General features: G+C 71.1%; 17 protein-coding genes. 4 read left to right on the top strand and 13 right to left on the bottom strand.

What is annotated here, in order from left to right; all coding sequences use genetic code 11:
* The first annotated feature begins 9 nt into the window (after positions 1-9).
* Positions 10-471 (top strand): VOC family protein, encoded by a 462-nt coding sequence (locus AC54T2_RS11005; protein WP_186341656.1) that lies wholly within the window; start codon positions 10-12, stop codon positions 469-471.
* Positions 472-484: 13 nt separating this feature from the next.
* Here the strand turns inward: AC54T2_RS11005 and AC54T2_RS11000 are convergent, their stop codons facing one another.
* Positions 485-2,278, bottom strand: coding sequence for a 3-hydroxyacyl-CoA dehydrogenase family protein (locus AC54T2_RS11000; protein ID WP_186341655.1), 1,794 nt, complete (start codon positions 2,276-2,278; stop codon positions 485-487).
* 121 nt (positions 2,279-2,399) lie between these two features.
* On the opposite strand from AC54T2_RS11000, the gene nucS reads away from it, so the two are divergent.
* Entirely contained in the window at positions 2,400-3,086 is a 687-nt protein-coding gene (nucS, locus tag AC54T2_RS10995) for an endonuclease NucS (protein ID WP_186341654.1), read from the top strand.
* A gap of 104 nt (positions 3,087-3,190) precedes the next feature.
* Positions 3,191-3,643 (top strand): DUF952 domain-containing protein, encoded by a 453-nt coding sequence (locus AC54T2_RS10990; RefSeq protein WP_496666168.1) that lies wholly within the window; start codon positions 3,191-3,193, stop codon positions 3,641-3,643.
* Positions 3,644-3,668: 25 nt separating this feature from the next.
* Here the strand turns inward: AC54T2_RS10990 and AC54T2_RS10985 are convergent, their stop codons facing one another.
* From AC54T2_RS10985 to AC54T2_RS10960, 6 genes are all read right to left on the bottom strand, one after another.
* Entirely contained in the window at positions 3,669-4,280 is a 612-nt protein-coding gene (locus AC54T2_RS10985; protein ID WP_496666167.1) for a histidine phosphatase family protein, read from the bottom strand.
* Positions 4,273-5,190, bottom strand: a complete 918-nt coding sequence (locus AC54T2_RS10980; protein WP_489976632.1) for an FAD-dependent oxidoreductase — start codon at positions 5,188-5,190, stop codon at positions 4,273-4,275. The genes AC54T2_RS10985 and AC54T2_RS10980 overlap by 8 nt, the downstream gene beginning before the upstream one ends.
* 18 nt (positions 5,191-5,208) lie before the next feature.
* Positions 5,209-5,733, bottom strand: a complete 525-nt coding sequence (locus tag AC54T2_RS10975) for a ferritin (RefSeq protein WP_186341651.1) — start codon at positions 5,731-5,733, stop codon at positions 5,209-5,211.
* Positions 5,734-5,773: 40 nt separating this feature from the next.
* Complete coding sequence (locus AC54T2_RS10970; RefSeq protein WP_496666166.1) at positions 5,774-6,025, bottom strand: hypothetical protein; 252 nt, start codon at positions 6,023-6,025, stop codon at positions 5,774-5,776.
* A 21-nt stretch (positions 6,026-6,046) separates the two neighbouring features.
* Positions 6,047-8,083, bottom strand: coding sequence for a methylmalonyl-CoA mutase family protein (locus AC54T2_RS10965; protein ID WP_489976630.1), 2,037 nt, complete (start codon positions 8,081-8,083; stop codon positions 6,047-6,049).
* Between the two features lie 72 nt (positions 8,084-8,155).
* A complete protein-coding gene (locus AC54T2_RS10960; RefSeq protein ID WP_186341649.1) occupies positions 8,156-8,464 on the bottom strand; it encodes an STAS domain-containing protein in 309 nt (102 codons plus the stop codon).
* A gap of 130 nt (positions 8,465-8,594) precedes the next feature.
* On the opposite strand from AC54T2_RS10960, the gene AC54T2_RS10955 reads away from it, so the two are divergent.
* Positions 8,595-9,167, top strand: a complete 573-nt coding sequence (locus AC54T2_RS10955) for a cob(I)yrinic acid a,c-diamide adenosyltransferase (protein ID WP_186341648.1) — start codon at positions 8,595-8,597, stop codon at positions 9,165-9,167.
* A gap of 75 nt (positions 9,168-9,242) precedes the next feature.
* Here the strand turns inward: AC54T2_RS10955 and AC54T2_RS10950 are convergent, their stop codons facing one another.
* From AC54T2_RS10950 to atpA, 6 genes are all read right to left on the bottom strand, one after another.
* Positions 9,243-10,421, bottom strand: coding sequence for an MFS transporter (locus tag AC54T2_RS10950; protein WP_489976629.1), 1,179 nt, complete (start codon positions 10,419-10,421; stop codon positions 9,243-9,245).
* A 1-nt stretch (position 10,422) separates the two neighbouring features.
* Positions 10,423-10,869: a DUF2550 domain-containing protein gene (locus AC54T2_RS10945; protein WP_186341646.1), complete on the bottom strand. Its 447-nt coding sequence runs from the start codon at positions 10,867-10,869 to the stop codon at positions 10,423-10,425.
* A 79-nt stretch (positions 10,870-10,948) separates the two neighbouring features.
* On the bottom strand, positions 10,949-11,350 hold the full coding sequence (locus AC54T2_RS10940; RefSeq protein WP_186341645.1) for a F0F1 ATP synthase subunit epsilon: 402 nt from the start codon (positions 11,348-11,350) through the stop codon (positions 10,949-10,951).
* Positions 11,350-12,807 (bottom strand): F0F1 ATP synthase subunit beta, encoded by a 1,458-nt coding sequence (gene atpD / locus AC54T2_RS10935; RefSeq protein ID WP_186341644.1) that lies wholly within the window; start codon positions 12,805-12,807, stop codon positions 11,350-11,352. The genes AC54T2_RS10940 and atpD overlap by 1 nt, the downstream gene beginning before the upstream one ends.
* A 5-nt stretch (positions 12,808-12,812) precedes the next feature.
* Positions 12,813-13,736, bottom strand: coding sequence for a F0F1 ATP synthase subunit gamma (locus AC54T2_RS10930; protein WP_186341643.1), 924 nt, complete (start codon positions 13,734-13,736; stop codon positions 12,813-12,815).
* A 4-nt stretch (positions 13,737-13,740) separates the two neighbouring features.
* A complete protein-coding gene (atpA, locus tag AC54T2_RS10925) occupies positions 13,741-15,381 on the bottom strand; it encodes a F0F1 ATP synthase subunit alpha (protein ID WP_186341642.1) in 1,641 nt (546 codons plus the stop codon).
* Positions 15,382-15,437: the final 56 nt, after the last annotated feature.

Here is a 15,437-nt window from a genome sequence, read left to right as displayed (position 1 = left end):
GATGACGGGATGAGCCGGACCATCCAGGTGACCTTCGACGCCCACGACCCCGAGACGCTCTCCCGCTTCTGGGCAGCCGCCATGGGCTACGTCAACCCGCCACCACCCGGGCGCGAGCTCGCGCCGGGCCAGGACGTCTTCGAGGCGTGGCACGACTTCCTCCGCGAGGTCGGCGTGCCCGAGTCGGAGTGGAACTCCGCGTCCGCGGCGCAGGACCCCGACGGCGTGGGGCCGCGGCTGTTCTTCCAGCGCGTGCCCGAGGGCAAGGCGGCGAAGAACCGCGTGCACCTCGACCTGCGCGCCGCCCCCGGCCTCGAGGGCGAGGAGCGGATGTCCGCGCTGGAGACCGAGTCCGAGCGTCTCGTGGCCCTCGGCGCGACGCGGGTGGAGCGTCACGAGCCGTCACCCCCGATGGACGCGGGTCACCTGGTGATGACCGACCCCGAGGGCAACGAGTTCTGCCTCGACTGAGGTGCCGGCCGGCTCAGCGGCTGCTGTAGTCGCGGAAGCCGCGACCGGCCTTGCGCCCGAGGTAGCCGGCGGTGACCAGGTGCTCGAGCAGCGGTGCCGGGGCGAAACCCGGCTCGCGGAACTCCAGGTAGAGCTCGCGCTGGATGGCCAGCGACACGTCGTTGCCCACCACGTCGAGCAGCTCGAACGGCCCCATCGGCAGCGCACAGCCCTGCTTCATCGCGGTGTCGATGTCGTCGGCCGTGGCGTAGTGCGCCTCCAGCATCTTGACGGCGTCGTTGAGGTAGGGGAAGAGCAGCGCGTTGACGATGAAGCCCGAGCGGTCCCCGCACCTCACCGGCACCTTGCCGACCTTCTCGGCGATCGCGAGCACGGTCTCGGTGACGGCCTCGTCGGTGGCCACGGTGGAGACCACCTCGACCAGCTTCATGACCGCGGCCGGGTTGAAGAAGTGCATGCCGATGACGTCCTGCGGGCGCGAGGTCGCCCTGGCGATGGAGATGATCGGGAGCGACGAGGTGGTCGTCGCCAAGATCGCGCCCGGCTTGCAGATCTCGTCGAGGTTCTCGAACAGGGTGGTCTTGACCGCGAGGTCCTCGGCGATGGCCTCGACCACGAGGTCCACGTCCTTGAGGTCGTCGAGCGAGGTGGTGCCGCGCACCCGGGCCAGGGCGTCGGCCTTCTGCTCCTCGGTGGCCCGGCCGCGCTGGATCTGCTTGTCGAAGCTCTTGGTGATGCCCGCGACGACGCCGTCGACCTTGTCCTGCCCGCGGCCGGTGAAGACCACGTCGTAGCCGGCCTTCGCGAAGACCTCCACGATCCCCGACGCCATGGTGCCCGTGCCGACGACGCCGACGAGCTCGACGTCGTGGCGCAGCTGGGGCTTGTCCTCCGAGCTCGGGGTCTGGGCGTCCGCGACGACCACCGGGCTGTCGGGCGCCTCGTAGGTGTAGAAGCCACGTCCCGACTTGCGGCCCAGCAGGCCGGCGGTGACGTACTGCTTGAGGATCGGCGCGGGGGCGTGCAGGCGGTCGCGGCCCTGCTTGTACATCGTGTCGAGGATCTCGTAGGCCGTGTCGAGGCCGATCAGGTCGAGCAGCGCCAGAGGGCCCATCGGGTAGCCGCAGCCGAAGCGCATCGCCGCGTCGATGTCCTCGCGCGAGGCGTACTTGCCCTCGTACATCGACACGGCGTGGTTGAGGTAGCCGAACAGCAGGGTGTTGGCGATGAAGCCCGCCTTGTCGCCGCACACGACGGGGTTCTTGCCGACGCTGCGCAGCAGTCCCTGCACGCTCGCCAGGACGTCGGGCTCGGTGACCACGGTGCGGACGATCTCGACGAGGTCCTGCACCGGCGCGGGGTTGAAGAAGTGCACGCCGACGACCCGTCCCGGCCGGGAGCTGGCCGTCGAGATCTCGGTGACGCTCAGCGACGAGGTGTTGGTGGCCAGGATCGCGTCGGGGCGCACCACGTCGTCCAGCGCGCGGAAGATCGACTTCTTCAGCTCCAGCGACTCCACCACTGCCTCGACGACGAAGTCGGCGTCGGCCAGGTCGGCCATCGAGGTGGTGAAGGTGACGCGGCCCAGCAGCTCGGCCTGCTCCTCGGGCGTCATCTTCTCGCGCTTGACCGCCCGCGCCGTGGAGTGCTCCAGGTGCTCGCGTCCGCGCTGGACGGCGGCCTCGGTGACCTCCACGCCGACGACCGAGTAGCCGTTGCGGGCGAACACCTCGGCGATGCCGGCGCCCATGGTGCCGAGGCCGATGACGCCGACGGTGGTGAACTCGCGAACGGGCGTGTCAGTCATGGACGCATGCTCCCACGGCGCGGGGCCCGCGGGGCTGTGGGAAGCGTCACGCAGGCGGGTGCCCCGGCACCCCGGGTGCTCCCCCACTCCGCATCACGGACGCACGGTAGATTCCCCCGTCGTGAGGATCGTCGTCGCGCGCTGCCAGGTGGACTACGCCGGACGGCTCACCGCCCACCTGCCGCTGGCCACCCGGGTGCTGATGCTGAAGTCGGACGGCTCCGTGCTGATCCACTCCGACGGCGGCTCCTACAAGCCGCTCAACTGGATGTCGCCGCCGTGCACGGTGCGTGAAGGGCTCTCCGAGGACGGCCGCGCCGAGTGGCTGGTGAGCGCCACCAAGTCCGACGACACCCTGCGCATCCTCATCGACGAGGTGCTCCACGACAGCTCGCACGACCTCGGCATCGACCCCGGCCTGCAGAAGGACGGCGTCGAGAAGCACCTCCAGGAGCTGCTCGCCGAGCACCCCGCCACCCTCGCCGACGGGCTGACCCTGGTCCGCCGCGAGTACATGACCGCCATCGGTCCGGTCGACCTGATGTGCCGCGACGCCGACGGCCTGTCGGTCGCGGTCGAGATCAAGCGCCGCGGCGAGATCGACGGCGTCGAGCAGCTCACCCGCTACCTCGAGCTCCTCAACCGCGACCCGATGCTCACCAGCCGGGGGCCGGTCCGCGGCATCTACGCGGCGCAGGAGATCAAGCCCCAGGCGCGGGTGCTCGCCACCGACCGCGGCATCGCCTGCGCCCTGGTCGACTACGACGCCCTGCGCGGGATGGACGACGCCGAGCACCGGCTGTTCTGACCACCGGGCCCGGGCGCGGACCTCGTGGAAGGTCGGATCCTCCACGATCGTGCGTCGGCGCTCGCCCGGGGTCGTGAGGGCGTGGGGCTCGCTACGCTCGCACGGTGACCGCCACCCCGCCCGAGCGCATCTTCCACATCGCCACGGCGGCCGACTGGCGACGGGCCCTGGCCACCGGGACCTACACGACCTCGACCCTCGGGCGCAGCCTCGAGGAGGAGGGGTTCATCCACGCCAGCCGGCGTGACCAGGTGCAGGGCGTCTTCGACCGCTACTACCGCGACGTCCGCGAGCACCTGGTCCTGCTCACCATCGACCCGGCGCGCCTGACCGCGGCGGACGTACGCGTCGAGCCCGTCGGCGACGACACCTATCCGCACGTCTACGGACCCCTCGACCGCCGCGCCGTGGTCGACGTCGTCCCGCTGGATCGCCGCGGGCGCAGCGAGAGCCTGATGTCGCTGTGGGTCAAGGGGATGGCGGTGCGGATGGGCGTCGCGCTGCTCGTGATGGCCGCGATCGTGGCGCTGCTGTGGGCGCTCGGCGTGACGCGCTGACCGAGGCCGGCGGGCCGGCCGGCCGTCAGTCGAGCGTGCGCCCCGCCCACGACCGGGCGACCCAGCCGTCGGCGTCGGCCTCCAGCGCGACCAGCTCGCAGTTGCCCAGCGGCAGGTCGAGGGCGTGCTCGGGGGCGAGGTTGCGGGCCAGCACCGGCAGCGCCAGGCACGTCGCGCCGCCGTGGCTGACCACGAGCACCGCCTCGCCGCGGTGCGCGTCGGCGACCTCGTCGAGGACGGCGCCGTAGCGGGCCAGCACCTCCAGACCCGTCTCGGCGCCGGGGATCCGGGCGGACAGGTCGCCGCCGAGCCAGGCGGCGAACGTCTCGGCGAACGGGTCCGGGTCACCGGTCGTGCCCGCCGCGTGCCCGACGCCGAACTCGCGCAGGCCCTCCCGCACCACCACGTCGACGCCGAGCCCCACGGCGGCGATCTCGGCCGTCTGCACGGCCCGCGACATCGGGCTCGACCACACGGCCGCGACCCGCTCGCCCCCCAGCCGGGCGGCGAGGTCGCGCGACTGCTCGCGGCCGCGCCGGGTCAGCCAGCCGCCGGAGTCGCTGAGCAGCTCGCTCTCGTAGGACGCCTCGCCGTGCCGGGCCACGAACACCCGGGCGGCGCACTGCAGGTCAGTCACCGGCGAGCCCCACCACGTCGTCGGCGCAGCCCCACGACAGGGTCACGCCGGCGCCACCGTGGCCGTAGCAGTGGATGACCTCGCCGACCCGCTCGAGGCGCACCTCGGGCCGCGCGGGCCGCAGCCCGACCTTGTGCCGCAGCACGCGGGCGCCCTCCAGCTCGGGCACCAGTGCGCAGGCCCGGTGCAGCACCTGCTGGGCGACCTCCGGGTCCGGCGTGCGGCTCCACTCGCCCTCGACGTCGGTGCCGCCGAGCACGATCTCGGCGCTGCGGGGCACGACGTACGTCAGTCCGCCACCGTCGAGCGTCCAGCGGTCCAGGCCCACCTGCTCCACCACCACGACCTGGCCACGCACGGGTGTCACCGTCGGGTCCGCGCCGAAGTGCCGTGCGCCGAGCCCGGTCGCGTTGACGACGAGACTGCCGTCGTCGGGCAGCGTCGAGAGGTTCATCCGGGTCAGCGTGCCCCCGAGCTCCTCGATCCGAGCGACCAGCCAGCGGAGGTGGACCGGCATGTCGATGACCGGCGCGACGAAGGTCCATCCGTCGTCGTAGCCCGGCGGCAGCGCCGTCTCGCGGTCCAGCGACGGGACCGCCGAGCGCCACCACGGGTCGGGCTGCGGTGAGCGGAGCACCTCGGTGCCGGTGAGCATCCGCACGCCGCTCTCGTCGTCGGCGGCGAGCTCCGCGAGGACGCCGTACGACGTCGCGGACCACGCGGTCACGTGGTCCTGGGGCAGCGCACGGTAGGGGTACCAGAGCGCGGCCGCGATCGCCGACGTGGTCTCGAGCGGCAGGTCGCGCGCGACGACGTCGACGCGGTGCCCGGCCTCGAGCAGGCGCACGGCGCAGGTCAGCCCGACCACGCCCGCCCCCACCACGATGACGCGTCGCGGGAAGGTGGCCATGGCCGCAGTCTGCCAGCGTCAGGCGCCGGCCTGCCGCGGAGCGGTCGGGTCGACGCCCTCGGCGCCCTGCTCGCGCGCGACGTACTCCTCGATGTCCTCGATGTCGTCGCGGTTGCGTGTGGTGACGGCGAGCAGGTCGGTCATGGTGGCGACCTCCTCGACCTGCTCCTTGATGAACCACTGCATGAACTGCTCGGAGGCGAAGTCGCCTTCCTCCCGGGCGATGCGCAGCAGGCCGTTGATCTGCTCGGTCACCGTGCGCTCCTGGTCGAGCGCGAGCTGCACGGGCTCCACGACGTCGGCGAAGTCCGAGCGCGGGGCCGGGACCGCCGGGACGACGACGTCGGCGTCGGTGTCGAGGAGGTACTGCACCATCATCATCGCGTGTGCCCGCTCCTCGAGCGCCTGCTCGTAGAAGAAGGCCGCCATCCGGGGCATGGTCAGCGCGTCGTAGTGGATCGCGCAGGCGAGGTACTGGTTGTGGGCGGCCAGCTCGTTGCCGATCTGGGTGTTGAGCTGGTCGATGAAGCGGGGTGCCGGCACGTGGGCTCCTGGGTCGGGGACGAACGGGGTGGGATGAGGCTCAGGCGGCCTTGGCGAGCTTCTTCTTGGTGACCTTCTTGCCGTCGAGTCGCACCAGCTTGCGCTTGTGGACCGTGTAGCCGGCGGGCAGCGTGCCCTCCTTCAGCATCCGGAGCGGGCACCGCTCGCAGCGCTTCTTCGACACGCAGCACTCGGTCTTGGGGAGCTTGCGCGGGGTCGTCCGGGCGGCGGCCTTGGCCGTGGCCCGCGCCTTCTTGCCCTCCTGCTTGCCCTCCTGCTTGCCCTTGCCCACGCCCCGGACCCTAGCATGTGGTTAGGGTTGCCTTACCTCTGGTTCGAGCCCGTGGGCGCGACGGATGACGTCGACGAAGCCGTCCATGATCTCGGTGAGCCCGAAGTCCTTGGGGGTGTAGACCGCGGCGACCCCGCGCTCGGCGAGCGCCCGGGCGTCCGAGGCGGGGATGATGCCGCCGACGATCACGGGCAGGTCGCCCAGCCCGGCGGCGGCGAGGCCGTCGAGCACGTCGGGCACCAGCTCCATGTGCGAGCCGGACAGGATCGACAGCCCGACGAGGTGGACGTCCTCGGCCACCGCGGCGGCGACGATCTGCTCCGGCGTGAGCCGGATGCCCTGGTAGATGACCTCGAACCCGGCGTCGCGGGCGCGTACGGCGACCTGCTCGGCACCGTTGGAGTGCCCGTCGAGCCCCGGCTTGCCGACGAGCACCCGCAGCCGGCCGCCCAGCTCCTCACCCGTCCGGCGCACCCGCTCGCGCACCGCGCCGAGCTCGGCACCGGCGTCGGCCACGCCCACCGCGCCGCTGACGCCGGTGGGCGCGCGGAACTCGCCGAAGACCTCGCGCAGGGTGCCGGCCCACTCCCCCGTCGTCGCGCCAGCGCGGGCGGCGACGAGCGTGGGGTGCATCAGGTTGGCGTCGGTCTTCGCCGCCTCGGCCAGCGCGGCCAGCGCCTCGGCCACCGCGATCTCGTCGCGCTCGGCCCGCCACGCCTCCAGGCTGGCCAGCGCCGAGCGCTCCGCCTCCGGGTCGGCGGCCTGGATGGCGGCGTCGAGGTCGGCGGTCAGCGGGGACGGCTCGGTCGTCTCGAACCTGTTGACGCCGACCACCACCTCCTCGCCCGACTCGATCCGGGCGCGGCGCGCGGCGTGCGCCGAGACGAGGTTCTGCTTCATGTAGCCCGACTCGACGGCGGCGACGGCGCCACCCATCGCCTGGACCCGTTCGATCTCGGCCCGGGCGCCCTCGACCAGCTCGGCCACCTTGGCCTCGATCACGTGGCTGCCGGCGAAGATGTCGTCGTACTCCAGCAGGTCGGACTCGTAGGCGAGCACCTGCTGGAAGCGCAGCGACCACTGCTGGTCCCACGGACGCGGGAGGCCGAGGGCCTCGTTCCACGCGGGGAGCTGCACGGCGCGGGCGCGGGCGTCCTTGGACAGGGTGACGCCGAGCATCTCGAGCACGATGCGCTGCACGTTGTTCTCGGGCTGCGCCTCGGTGAGGCCGAGCGAGTTGACCTGGACGCCGTAGCGGAAGCGGCGCATCTTCGGGTCCTGCACGCCGTAGCGCTCGCGGGTGATCTCGTCCCACAGCCGCACGAACGCGCGCATCTTGCAGGTCTCCTCGATGAAGCGGACACCGGCGTTGACGAAGAAGGAGATCCGGCCGACGACCTTCTCGAAGTCGTCCTCCGAGACCTGCCCCGAGCCCCTCACCTGGTCGAGCACGGCGATCGCGGTGCACATGGCGTAGGCCAGCTCCTGCACGGGCGTCGCGCCGGCCTCCTGCAGGTGGTAGCTGCAGATGTTGATCGGGTTCCACTTCGGGATCTCGTGGACGGTGTAGGCGATCAGGTCGCCGATCAGCCGCAGCGACGGCTCGGGCCCGAAGACGTAGGTGCCCCGGGAGAGGTACTCCTTGATGATGTCGTTCTGGGTCGTGCCGGCGAGCAGGTGGGCGACCTCGTCGGGCGCGAGGTCGGGGTTCTGCTCCTCGGCGACGACCTGGTACATCGCGAGCAGCCACATGGCCGTCGCGTTGATCGTCATCGAGGTGTTCATCTCCGTCAGCGGGATGTCGCGGAAGAGCTTGCGCATCTCGCCGAGGTGCGGGACGGGCACGCCGACCTTGCCGACCTCGCCGCGGCTGAGCGGGCTGTCGGGGTCGTAGCCGGTCTGCGTCGGCAGGTCGAAGGCGACGCTGAGGCCGGTCTGGCCCTTGGCCAGGTTGGTGCGGTAGAGCGCGTTGGAGGCCTCGGCCGTGGAGTGGCCGGCGTAGGTGCGCATCACCCAGGGGCGGTCCTTCTGGTGGACCGGAGCCGCAGATTCCGTCATGGCGACACAGTAGGGCGGCGGTTACCCGTCAGTCACCGCCGCGGGCTGTGACTGATGCCTCACCTCGGACCGTCAGGCGGTCGCGGCCACCCGCTCGACCTCGATGGCGTGGGCGAGGCGGGTGAGGTGGGCCATCCGGCGCACGGCGGGCCCGGGGTTGCGGACGGTGAGGCTGTGTCCCGACAGCCACGCGTGGCGGGTGGCGACCACCAGGACACGGAGGGCCGTGGCGTCGATGGTCGACACGTCGGTCATGTCGATGACCACGTCGTCGTCGAGCCCGTCGAGGTGCTCGTAGATCGCGTGGCGCACCTCGCCGGTGCTGCGCACGTCGAACGCTCCGTGCAGGACGAGCGTGTGACCGTCCGAGACGATGTCCATCCGGTGCTCCTCACCGGCGTCCCCCGACGCCTGCTGTGACTGCTGTCACCTCTCCTGACGTAGTTGTACCTCGCGAGGTTGCCCCCGTGCCTCATCTTTTCCGGCGAGTCCGGCCCGTTAGGCTCCGCCCATGGTCAACCTGACGCGCATCTACACCCGCACCGGTGACGCCGGCCGCACCCGGCTCGGCGACATGAGCGAGACCTCGAAGACCGACCCGCGGCTCGAGGCGTACGCCTGCGTCGACGAGGCCAACGCCCACATCGGCGTCACCCTCGCCCACGGCGGACTGGAGGACGACGTCGTCGAGGTGCTCACCCGGGTGCAGAACGACCTCTTCGACGTCGGCGCCGACTTCTGCACCCCGGTGGTGCCCGACCCGGAGTACCCGCCGCTGCGCGTGGAGCAGGACTACGTCGACCGCCTCGAGGCGTGGTGCGACCACTACAACGAGCACCTGCCCGCCCTGCGGTCGTTCATCCTCAACGGCGGCACCGTCGCCGCGGCCAACCTGCACGTGGCGCGCACGGTGGCGCGACGCGCGGAGCGGGCCGCGTGGGCGGCCTGGGCCGAGCACGAGGAGACCATGAACATCCTCGCCATCACCTACCTCAACCGGCTCTCAGACCTGCTGTTCATCCTCGCCCGCCACGCCAACCGCGCCAACGGCGACGTGCTCTGGGTGCCCGGCGGCGACCGCTGACCCGACGGGCGCCCACAGGCTGACGCACTCCGAGGAGGACGCCCCGGAGCCGACCCCCGACTCCGCGCGCTGGGCCTAGGGCCCCTCGCCGGCGGCCGGCCGCTCCCCCGTCCGCTGCTCGCGGGCGGCGGGCACGACGAGGGCGGCGGGCACCAGCAGCAGCGCGACCACCAGCAGCGCGTCGAGCGTGCCGACCCGGTCGCCGACGAACCCCAAGAGCGGCGGTCCGGCGAGGAACGCTGCGTAGCCGATCGTCGACACCACGCTCACCCGCGCCGCGGCCCGGGCCGGGTCGTCGGCGGCCGCGCTCATCCCGACGGGGAAGCCGAGCGAGGCACCGATCCCCCACAGCACGATGCCGGTGACCACGAGTGCCGGGTGGTCGGCCAGCACCATCAGCAGCACCCCCACGGCGGCGACGACCATGGTGGCCCAGAGCACCGCCACCCGGCCGAACCGGTCGATGAGCCCGGTGCCGGCGAACCGGCCGGCGGTCATCGCCAGCACGAAGACCGCGAAGCCCGCGACGCCGACCGCGTGCGAGACGTCGTGGCCGTCGACGAGCGCGACGGCGAGCCAGTCGTTGGCGGTGCCCTCCGTCATCGCCAGCGCCAGCACCATCACGCCGATGAGGAGCGTGCGCGGCTCGAGCCACGCACGCGCCGCCGACGCGGCGCTCTCCTGGTGCCGATCGGCCACGGGCAGGAACGACGGCGAGGAGCGCCACACCAGCGCGACGGACACCGCGACCACCGCGACGAGGTGGACGGCGGCGGGCACGCCGAGCTCGATCAGCAGCGCGCCCGCGAGCGCGCCGACCACGGTGCCCGCGCTGAACCCGGCGTGGAAGCGGGGCATGATCGTGCGGCGCAGGCCCCGCTCGACCTCGGCGCCCTCCACGTTCATCGCCACGTCCCACACCCCGATGCCGAGGCCGTAGACGAACAGCCCCGCGACGGTCACCGCGAGCAGGTGGCCCAGGCCGAGGGCGGCGGCCGCCATGCCGAGCGCCGCCGCCGTGGCCCCGAGCCGCACGACGCGCACGGTGCCCAGCGCGTTGATCGCGGCGCCCGTCGTGGGCAGGGCGAGCACGGAGCCGAGCGCGATCGCGAGGAGCACGAGCCCGAGCTGGCCGTTGGTGAGGTCGAAGCCGGAGCGGACCTCCGGGATGCGCGAGACCCAGCTGGCGAAGACGAGCCCGTTGAGGAAGAACGTCAGCCCGACCGCGTTGCGGGCGACCCTCAGCGCGGGCACGCTACTGGCGCCGGTTCCAGTCCGTGCCGGGCGGGCCCGACTCCAGCCACGACTGGAAGCCGGTGAGCGACGCCTCGCTCATCGCGATCTCCAGCGGCTCGCCGTCGTAGCGGCAGCTCGCCACCAGGTGCCCGGCGTAGAGCGACATCTCCTCGGCCCCCTCCGGCGAGCGGCGGCCGGTGTACTCGAGGTGGTCGCGCGCCCACACGCGCTTGGGGCGCGGCGACAGCGAGAAGATCCGGAACCACTCCAGCGTCTGGCCCGAGTAGCGACCGATGCCCAGCAGCCAGCCGCGACCAGGGTGATCGGTGCGCGCGCGGTAGCTGAGCTCGAAGGTGCCGCCGTGGCGCGCGAGGAGGCGGCGGCGGACGATGAGGGTGATGCCGTAGAGCAGGACGAGGAGAAGGCAGAGCCCGACGATGTCGAGCGCCCATTCCCAGACCGCCATCCACACCCTCCGAAACGCAGTGAGCGCACGAACCGGTCGGTTCGTGCGCCCACCCTAGCGAGTCAGCTCGGAGGCCTCGTCAGGAGGCCCGCTCCACGGCGCGGATCCGCGCCTCGGCACGCCTCACGGCCTCGTTGGCGGCGTCGTCGTTCTCGCCGGAGGCCTGGGCCCGCTCGAGCTCCTGGCGTGCCTTCTCCAGGTCGATCTCGTGCGACATCTCGGCCCGCTCCGACAGGATCGAGACCCGGTTGTCGGCCACCGACAAGAAGCCGGCGTCGACCGCGGCGATCCAGGTCTCTCCGTCCACCGTCTGCACGTCCACCACACCCTCGATGATCGAGGACAGCAGCGGGGCGTGGTTGGGCAGGATGCCGACGTCGCCCTCGGTGGTGCGGGCGATGACCATCGTGGCCTGGCCCGACCAGACGAGCCGGTCGGCGGCGACCAGCTCGACCTGGAGGGACTTGTCGGTGGAGGCCATCAGAGGCTCTTCTGGATCTCGGCCCACTTCTTCTCGACGTCGTCCAGACCGCCGCACATGAAGAAGGCCTGCTCGGCCACGTGGTCGTACTCGCCGTCGGCGATCTTGTTGAACGCCTCGATGGTGTCGGCCACCGGGACGGTCGAGCCCTCGATGCCGGTGAACTGCTTGGCCACGTAGGTGTTCTGCGACAGGAACCGCTGGATGCGACGCGCCCGGGAGACGATGATCTTGTCCTCCTCGGAGAGCTCGTCGACACCGAGGATGGCGATGATGTCCTGGAGCTCCTTGTTGCGCTGCAGGATCTGCTTGATCCGCACCGCGCAGCGGTAGTGCTCCTCGCCGATGTACTGCGGGTCGAGGATCCGCGAGGTCGACGTCAGCGGGTCGACGGCCGGGTAGATGCCGAGCGAGGCGATCTCTCGCGAGAGCTCCGTCGTGGCGTCGAGGTGCGCGAACGTCGTGGCGGGCGCAGGGTCGGTGTAGTCGTCGGCGGGCACGTAGATCGCCTGCATCGAGGTGATCGAGTGACCACGCGTCGAGGTGATGCGCTCCTGCAGCTGGCCCATCTCGTCGGCGAGGTTGGGCTGGTAGCCCACCGCCGACGGCATGCGGCCCAGGAGCGTGGAGACCTCGGAGCCCGCCTGGGTGAAGCGGAAGATGTTGTCGATGAAGAGCAGCACGTCCTGCTGCTGCACGTCGCGGAAGTACTCCGCCATCGTCAGCGCCGACAGGGCGACCCGCAGGCGGGTGCCCGGCGGCTCGTCCATCTGGCCGAAGACCAGGGCGGTCTGGCCGATGACGCCGGCCTCCTCCATCTCGACGATGAGGTCGTTGCCCTCACGGGTGCGCTCGCCGACACCGGCGAACACCGACACGCCACCGTGGTCCTTGGCGACGCGGGCGATCATCTCCTGGATGAGCACGGTCTTGCCGACGCCGGCACCACCGAACAGGCCGATCTTGCCGCCCTGCACGTAGGGGGTGAGCAGGTCGATGACCTTGATGCCGGTCTCGAACATCTGGGTCTTCGCCTCGAGCTGGTCGAACGCCGGGGCCTTGCGGTGGATGCCCCACCGCTCCTTGACGTCGAGGGTCTCGCCCTCCGCCAGGTTGAGGCAGTCACCGGTGGTGTTGAACACCTTGCCGAGGGTCGCGTCGCCGACGGGCACGGTGATGGACTCACCCGTGTCGGTCACCTGGGCGCCTCGGACGAGGCCGTCGGTCGGCTTCATCGAGATGGCACGGACCATGCCGTCACCGATGTGCTGGGCGACCTCGAGGGTGATCGTCGTGGTCTCGCCGCTCAGGGTCAGGTCGACCTTCAGGGCGTTGTAGATCGCCGGCATGGCGTCGGTCGGGAACTCGATGTCCACGACCGGGCCGATGACGCGCGTGATGCGACCGACCGAGCCGGCGTTGCCGCTCGTGGTGGTCTCTTCAACAGTGGCAGTCATTTCTCTCACTCACTCCCGGCGTTGGCGTCGGCAAGGGCGTTGACGCCACCGACGATCTCGCTGATTTCCTGGGTAATGCCGGCCTGGCGGGCCTGGTTGGCGATTCGGGTGTACTTCTTGATGAGCTCGTCGGCGTTGTCCGTCGCGGACTTCATCGCCTTCTGGCGGGCGGCCAGCTCGGAGGCGGCCGCCTGCAGCAGGGCGAAGAAGATCCGGCTCTGGACGTAGCGCGGCAGCAGGGAGTCGAGCACGTCGGACGGAGACGGCTCGAACTCGTAGAGGGGCAGCAGGTCGCCCTCGGCGGGCGGCTCGGTGCCCTCGACGACCTCCAGCGGGAGGAGTCGTACGGCCGTGGGCTCCTGGCTGAGCATCGAGCGGAACCGCGTGAAGACCACGTGGACCTCGTCGACCGGCCGGGCGTCGGTGTCGTCGTCCTCGTCAGCGAGGAACGCCGCGATCAGCGTGGCGCCGATCTCGGCCGCGACGTCGTAGGTGGGCTGGTCGGAGAAGCCCGTCCAGGCCCGCACGACGTCGCGCTGACGGAACTTGAAGTAGGCCTCACCCTTGCGACCGCTGGTGTAGAGGTCGACGTCCTTGCCCTCGCCCTTGAGCTTCTCGACGAGGCGCTCGGCCTCCTTGAGCACGCTCGAGGAGTAGGCGCCGGCCAGGCCGCGGTCGGAGGTGACCACCAGGACGGCGGCCCGCTTGGGGTCCGCCGGCTCGGTGGTCAGCGCGTGGTCGACGTTGGAGAACGTCGCCACGGCCGACACGGCGCGGGTCAGCTCGCGGGCGTAGGGCGCAGCCGCCTGCGCGCGCTGCTGGGCCTTGATGATCCGCGAGGCAGCGATGAGCTCCATCGCACGCGTGATCTTCTTCATCGACTCCGTCGACTTGATCCGCGCGCGGTACTCGCGTACGGAGAGGGCCATTGCGTCAGCTCCGCTTCTGCTTGACGATCTGCTCCTGCTCGACGTCCTCGTCCGCGAGGGCGACGTGCTCTTCCTTGCCGGCCTTGATGCTCTGGCCGTCGGAAGTCTCGAACTGGTCGAGGAAGGAGTCGTAGGCGCTCGCGAGCTCGGCGTCGGCGTCGTCGTCGAACTTCGTGGTCTCACGGATGCCGGCGAGGATGCCCTCGTGGCTGCGCCGCAGGTAGTCGAGGAACTCGTGCTCGAAGCGCAGCACGTCGTCGGTCGGGACGCGGTCGAGGCGGCCGGTGGTGCCGAGCCACAGCGAGGCGGTCATCTCCTCGACCGGGTACGGCGAGTACTGCGGCTGCTTGAGCAGGGCCATCAGCCGCTGACCGCGATCGAGCTGCTGGCGCGAGGCCGCGTCGAGGTCGGAGGCGAACATGGCGAACGCCTCCATCGCGCGGAACTGCGCCAGGTCGACCTTGAGCGAGCCGGTGACGGCCTTCATCGCCTTGGTCATCGCCGAGCCGCCCACACGCGAGACCGAGACGCCCACGTCGATGGCAGGGCGCTGGTTGGCCGCGAAGAGGTCGGACTGCAAGAAGATCTGGCCGTCGGTGATCGAGATGACGTTGGTCGGGATGAACGCCGAGACGTCGTTGGCCTTGGTCTCGATGATCGGCAGGCCGGTCATCGAGCCCTTGCCCATCTCGTCGGACAGCTTCGCGCAGCGCTCGAGCAGCCGGCTGTGCAGGTAGAACACGTCGCCCGGGTAGGCCTCGCGGCCCGGCGGGCGGCGCAGCAGCAGCGACACGGCGCGGTAGGCCTCGGCCTGCTTGGTGAGGTCGTCGAAGACGATGAGGACGTGCTTGCCCTCGTACATCCAGTGCTGGCCGATGGCCGAGCCGGTGTAGGGGGCGAGGTACTTGAAGCCCGCCGAGTCGGACGCCGGGGAGGCCACGATGGTCGTGTACTCCAGGGCGCCGGCCTCCTCGAGCGCGCCACGCACGGAGGCGATGGTCGAGCCCTTCTGGCCGATGGCGACGTAGATGCAGCGGACCTGCTTCTCCGGGTCGCCCGACTCCCAGTTGGCCTTCTGGTTGATGATCGTGTCGATCGCGATCGTGGTCTTGCCGGTCGCGCGGTCACCGATGATCAGCTGGCGCTGGCCACGGCCGATCGGGGTCAGCGCGTCGATGGCCTTGATGCCGGTCGCGAGCGGCTCGTGCACCGACTTGCGCTCCATCACGGACGCGGCCTGGAGCTCCAGGGGGCGACGACCGGAGGTCTCGACGTCGCCGAGACCGTCGATCGGGGTGCCGAGCGGGTCGACCACGCGGCCGAGGTAGCCGTCGCCGACCGGGACGGAGAGGATCTCGCCGGTGCGGCGGACCGGCTGGCCCTCCTCGATCTTGTCGAAGTCACCGAGGACCACGACGCCGATCTCGCGGGTGTCGAGGTTGAGGGCGATGCCCAGCGTGCCGTCCTCGAACTCGAGCAGCTCGTTGGCCATGACCGAGGGCAGGCCGCTGACGCGGGCGATGCCGTCGCCGGCCTCCGCGACGGTGCCGACCTCCTCCGTGGTCGCCGTGTCGGGCTTGTAGTCGGACACGAAGCGCTGGAGCGCGTCCCGGATCTCGTCCGGACGGATGGAAAGCTCCGTCATCTCATCTCACCTGTTCCTGGTCTGGTCTGCTCGAAGGTTCTGGGTGGTGCTGGGTG

This window comes from Nocardioides sp. Z35_8, from assembly GCF_059621125.1.
The sequence above is the reverse complement of the archived record's forward strand: the minus strand, read 5'-3'. Positions and strand labels throughout refer to the sequence as shown.

Coding starts and splice junctions, on each gene's coding strand:
- AC54T2_RS11005 (WP_186341656.1), top strand. CDS start 10: ATGAGCCGGACCATCCAGGTGACCTTCGACGCCCACGACCCCGAGACG.
- AC54T2_RS11000 (WP_186341655.1), bottom strand. CDS start 2,278: ATGACTGACACGCCCGTTCGCGAGTTCACCACCGTCGGCGTCATCGGC.
- AC54T2_RS10980 (WP_489976632.1), bottom strand. CDS start 5,190: ATGGCCACCTTCCCGCGACGCGTCATCGTGGTGGGGGCGGGCGTGGTC.
- AC54T2_RS10965 (WP_489976630.1), bottom strand. CDS start 8,083: ATGACGGAATCTGCGGCTCCGGTCCACCAGAAGGACCGCCCCTGGGTG.
- AC54T2_RS10960 (WP_186341649.1), bottom strand. CDS start 8,464: ATGGACATCGTCTCGGACGGTCACACGCTCGTCCTGCACGGAGCGTTC.
- AC54T2_RS10955 (WP_186341648.1), top strand. CDS start 8,595: ATGGTCAACCTGACGCGCATCTACACCCGCACCGGTGACGCCGGCCGC.
- AC54T2_RS10945 (WP_186341646.1), bottom strand. CDS start 10,869: ATGGCGGTCTGGGAATGGGCGCTCGACATCGTCGGGCTCTGCCTTCTC.
- AC54T2_RS10940 (WP_186341645.1), bottom strand. CDS start 11,350: ATGGCCTCCACCGACAAGTCCCTCCAGGTCGAGCTGGTCGCCGCCGAC.
- atpD (WP_186341644.1), bottom strand. CDS start 12,807: ATGACTGCCACTGTTGAAGAGACCACCACGAGCGGCAACGCCGGCTCG.
- AC54T2_RS10930 (WP_186341643.1), bottom strand. CDS start 13,736: ATGGCCCTCTCCGTACGCGAGTACCGCGCGCGGATCAAGTCGACGGAG.
- atpA (WP_186341642.1), bottom strand. CDS start 15,381: ATGACGGAGCTTTCCATCCGTCCGGACGAGATCCGGGACGCGCTCCAG.